Genomic DNA, 3,063 nt, shown 5'->3' with positions numbered 1-3,063 from the left:
GCAGCGGGGTGAAGTCGACGTCGAGTTTCGGGTCGTACGCCTCGGGCTGGATGCCGAGTTCGTGGGTGCTGTACTCGCCGAACGGGTTGATGTGTTCGGTCAGGTACGGCGAGATGTGCGCCAGGTCTTCCGGGTCGGACTCTGTCGGGAATCTTGAGGACGGACAGTCAACGATCATGACGTTGCGTCAGGCTTGTGGGAGCGTTCTGCCCATGTCCCCCAGGAGCCTGACATGTCCCTCCAGCCCCGTCCCGGAGCCGAGATCCCGGCGCTGACCGTGCGGGTCGCCCGGGCCGGCAACCCCCACGGCACCGCTGCGATGTGGATCCGCGACCGCCTCGACGGCCTGTTCAGCGACGAGGACTTCACCGCCTGGTACCCGCGCGACGGCCGCCCCGGGCTCTCGCCCGCGCAGCTGGCCACCGTCTGCGTGCTGCAGTACGCGCTGAACCTGTCGGACCGCCAGGCCGCCGAGACGGTGCGCTGCCGCATCGACTTCAAGTACGCCCTCGGCCTGGAGCTGGAAGACCCCGGCTTCCACCACAGCGTGCTGTCCGACTTCCGCGACCGGCTCGCCGAGAGGGCGACCGCGCCGACCGGCTGCTGGGCCTGGCACTGACCCGGATCCGGCGGGCCGGCCTGCTCAAGGGGCGCGCCGCCCGCGCCAGTCGACCATTTCCATAAACTACGAATATAAAAATGCTATGCTTCGAGCATGAGTCGTCAAGACACCGCTCCTGGCGCGTCCGCCGCCATCGGGGCAGCCCTCTACGGCCTGGCCACCAGGGCCGCGAGACGCCTGCCCCGGGACATGAGCCTGACGTCCGCCGCCACCCTGGCCACCCTGGACCGGACCGGCCCGCGGCGCATCACCGATCTGGCCGCGGTCGAGGGCGTCACCCAGCCCGCGATGACCGCTCTGGTCCGGGTGATGGAGGAGTCCGGCCTGGTCGAGCGGCGGGGCGACGCGTCCGACAAGCGGGTCACGCTGGTGTGCCTGACCGAGGCCGGCGCCTCCTATGTCCGGACGCGGCGCCAGGCGGGCGTCCACGCGTTCGAGCGGTTGATCGGCGAGCTCACCGGCGACGAGGTCGAGGCGCTGGTGGCGGCCCTTCCGGCGCTGAAGCATCTGGCAGAGCTCGAAAGCCAGGACCGCGAAGGGCCGAAGCAGTGACCGGGCAGCCGGTCGGCGGGGTCGCGGTGAAGGCGTTCCCGGTGGCGCGTTCCGAGGCGCGGCTGCTGGTCCCCGCCCTGATGTTCATCGCTCTGGTCGTGGCGGCGGTCGCCAGCCTCGGGACGCCGCTCATCACCAGCGTGGCGACCTCGTTCCACGTCTCGCTCGGCAGCGCGCAGTGGACGCTGACCGTCGCGCTGCTCAGCGGCGCCGTCGCCACGCCGGTCCTGGGCCGGCTCGGAGCCGGCCGGCACCGGCGGGCCACGATCCTCGCCACGCTGGCGGTCGTCGTCGCCGGCAGCGCGCTCACCGTGCTGCCGCTGCCGTTCGCGTGGCTGCTGGCCGGCAGGGCGGCCCAGGGCGTCGGGCTCGGGCTGACGGCGCTGATGATGGGCGTGGCCCGGGACCACCTCCCCGAGGAGCGCAGCGCGGGCGTGATCGCCCTGATCTCGGTGGTCTCGATCATCGGGGCCGGCGTCGGCTACCCGCTGGCCGCACTGCTCGCCGAGCTCGGCGGGGTACGGGCCGCCTACGGCCTCGGCCTGGTCGTCACCGCCGCCGCCCTCCTGACCGCGTGGCGCTCCATGCCCAAAGCCCCCGAAGGCCGCTCCGCCCACGTGGACGTGGCAGGCGCGGTCGTCCTGGCCGCTGCGCTGCTCCTGGTGCTGTTCCTCGCCGGCGAACGGAATCTGTGGAGCCGGCACCTCGCCGTGGCGGCGGGCCTCGCCGTCGTCGCGGTGGTGCTGCTCTGCGTCTGGGCCGTCATCGAGCTGCGCAGCACGACGCCCCTGGTCGATGTGCGGGCGGTGCGGCACCCGGCGGTCGCCGGGGCGAACCTCGCCATGTTCGTCGGCGGGATCGGCATGTACCTCCTGCTCACGCTCATCACCCGGTACGCGCAGACGCCGCACAGCGCCGGCTACGGCTTCGGGCTGACGACCTTCGTCGCCGGGCTGGTCCTCATCCCGTTCTCGGTGCTGGGGTTCGTCGCCGGCAAGCTCACGCCGCGGGTCCGGACGCGGATCGCCGACCCCCTGCTCCTGGCCGGCAGCGCCGTCGTGGTCGGCGGCGGGTTCGCCCTGTTCGCGGCGGCCCGGTCGGACCTGGCCGAACTGTTCGCGGCGATGGGCGTGCTCGGCTTCGGCGTCGGCGGCTTCTCGGCCGCGATGCCCGGCGTCATCCTGGCCGTCACCCCCAAGAGCGAGACGTCGAGCGCCATGAGCTTCAACTACGTCGTCCGCAGCGTCGGGTACTCCCTGGGCAGCGCCATCGGCGGCCTGATCCTCGCCGCGGGCACCGGCCCCGGCCACCTCTTCCCCGACGACAGCGCCTACACCACCGCGGCGCTGGTCGGCATCGGCGCCATGGCGATCACGACGCTGACAAGCCTCGCTCTCGCCCGCCGACGCTCGTCCGAGACCAACCCGTAAGTCAGATGCACTCATCCCAACACTGGAGGTTCCATGCCCAAGGGCTACTGGGTCAGCGTCTACCGCACCATTTCAGACCCTGAGAAGCTGGCTGCTTACAACAAGCTGGCCGCTCCGGCCGTCAAGGCCGGGGGCGGTCGGGTCCTCGTCCGTGGCGGCCGGGTCGTGGCGCATGACGCCGGAATCGCAGAGCGCACCGTCCTGATCGAGTTCGACAGCTTCGAGCAGGCCGTCGCGGCGCGCGAGAGTGCGGCCTACCAGGAGGCGCTGGTCGCCCTCTCCGACGGCGTCGAGCGCGACTTCCGCATCGTCGAAGGCCTCGACTGACCGAGGTCCAGTCGGATCTTCACTGAAGCAGCAGGATTCTGGGGTATACCGGCCCGCTCCCGTGAAGGGCGTCACCAGCTAGTTCCCTCACGGCTCAGGCAGCCTGGCCGAGACCGGCGGCGGTCAGGTCCT

The 3,063-nt window shown here is 71.6% G+C and carries 4 protein-coding genes; all 4 read left to right on the top strand.

Annotated features, from left to right (window positions below; genetic code table 11):
- Positions 1-232 precede the first annotated feature (232 nt).
- The 4 genes from DY245_RS33855 (at position 233) to DY245_RS33840 (ending at position 2,931) form a co-directional block, all read left to right on the top strand.
- Entirely contained in the window at positions 233-619 is a 387-nt protein-coding gene (locus DY245_RS33855) for a transposase (protein ID WP_425329476.1), read from the top strand.
- A 192-nt stretch (positions 620-811) separates the two neighbouring features.
- Positions 812-1,174 (top strand): MarR family winged helix-turn-helix transcriptional regulator, encoded by a 363-nt coding sequence (locus tag DY245_RS33850; protein WP_014173936.1) that lies wholly within the window; start codon positions 812-814, stop codon positions 1,172-1,174.
- The gene (locus DY245_RS33845) at positions 1,171-2,604 is read left to right on the top strand and encodes an MFS transporter (protein ID WP_128510966.1); all 1,434 of its coding nucleotides are present in this window, start codon (positions 1,171-1,173) and stop codon (positions 2,602-2,604) included. Before DY245_RS33850 ends, DY245_RS33845 begins: the two co-directional genes overlap by 4 nt.
- 33 nt (positions 2,605-2,637) lie before the next feature.
- A complete protein-coding gene (locus DY245_RS33840; RefSeq protein ID WP_128510965.1) occupies positions 2,638-2,931 on the top strand; it encodes a DUF1330 domain-containing protein in 294 nt (97 codons plus the stop codon).
- The last annotated feature ends 132 nt before the right edge of the window (positions 2,932-3,063 follow it).

The organism is Streptomyces inhibens, assembly GCF_003389455.1.
Taxonomy (GTDB): Bacteria; Actinomycetota; Actinomycetes; order Streptomycetales; family Streptomycetaceae; genus Streptomyces; species Streptomyces inhibens.
Note: the sequence above shows the minus strand (reverse complement) of the source record. Positions and strands in the feature narration are given on the sequence as shown.

What these genes read in the sequence shown, in the direction of transcription:
- DY245_RS33855 (WP_425329476.1), top strand. Translation starts at nt 233, where the DNA reads ATGTCCCTCCAGCCCCGTCCCGGAGCCGAGATCCCGGCGCTGACCGTG.
- DY245_RS33850 (WP_014173936.1), top strand. Translation starts at nt 812, where the DNA reads ATGAGCCTGACGTCCGCCGCCACCCTGGCCACCCTGGACCGGACCGGC.
- DY245_RS33840 (WP_128510965.1), top strand. Translation starts at nt 2,638, where the DNA reads ATGCCCAAGGGCTACTGGGTCAGCGTCTACCGCACCATTTCAGACCCT.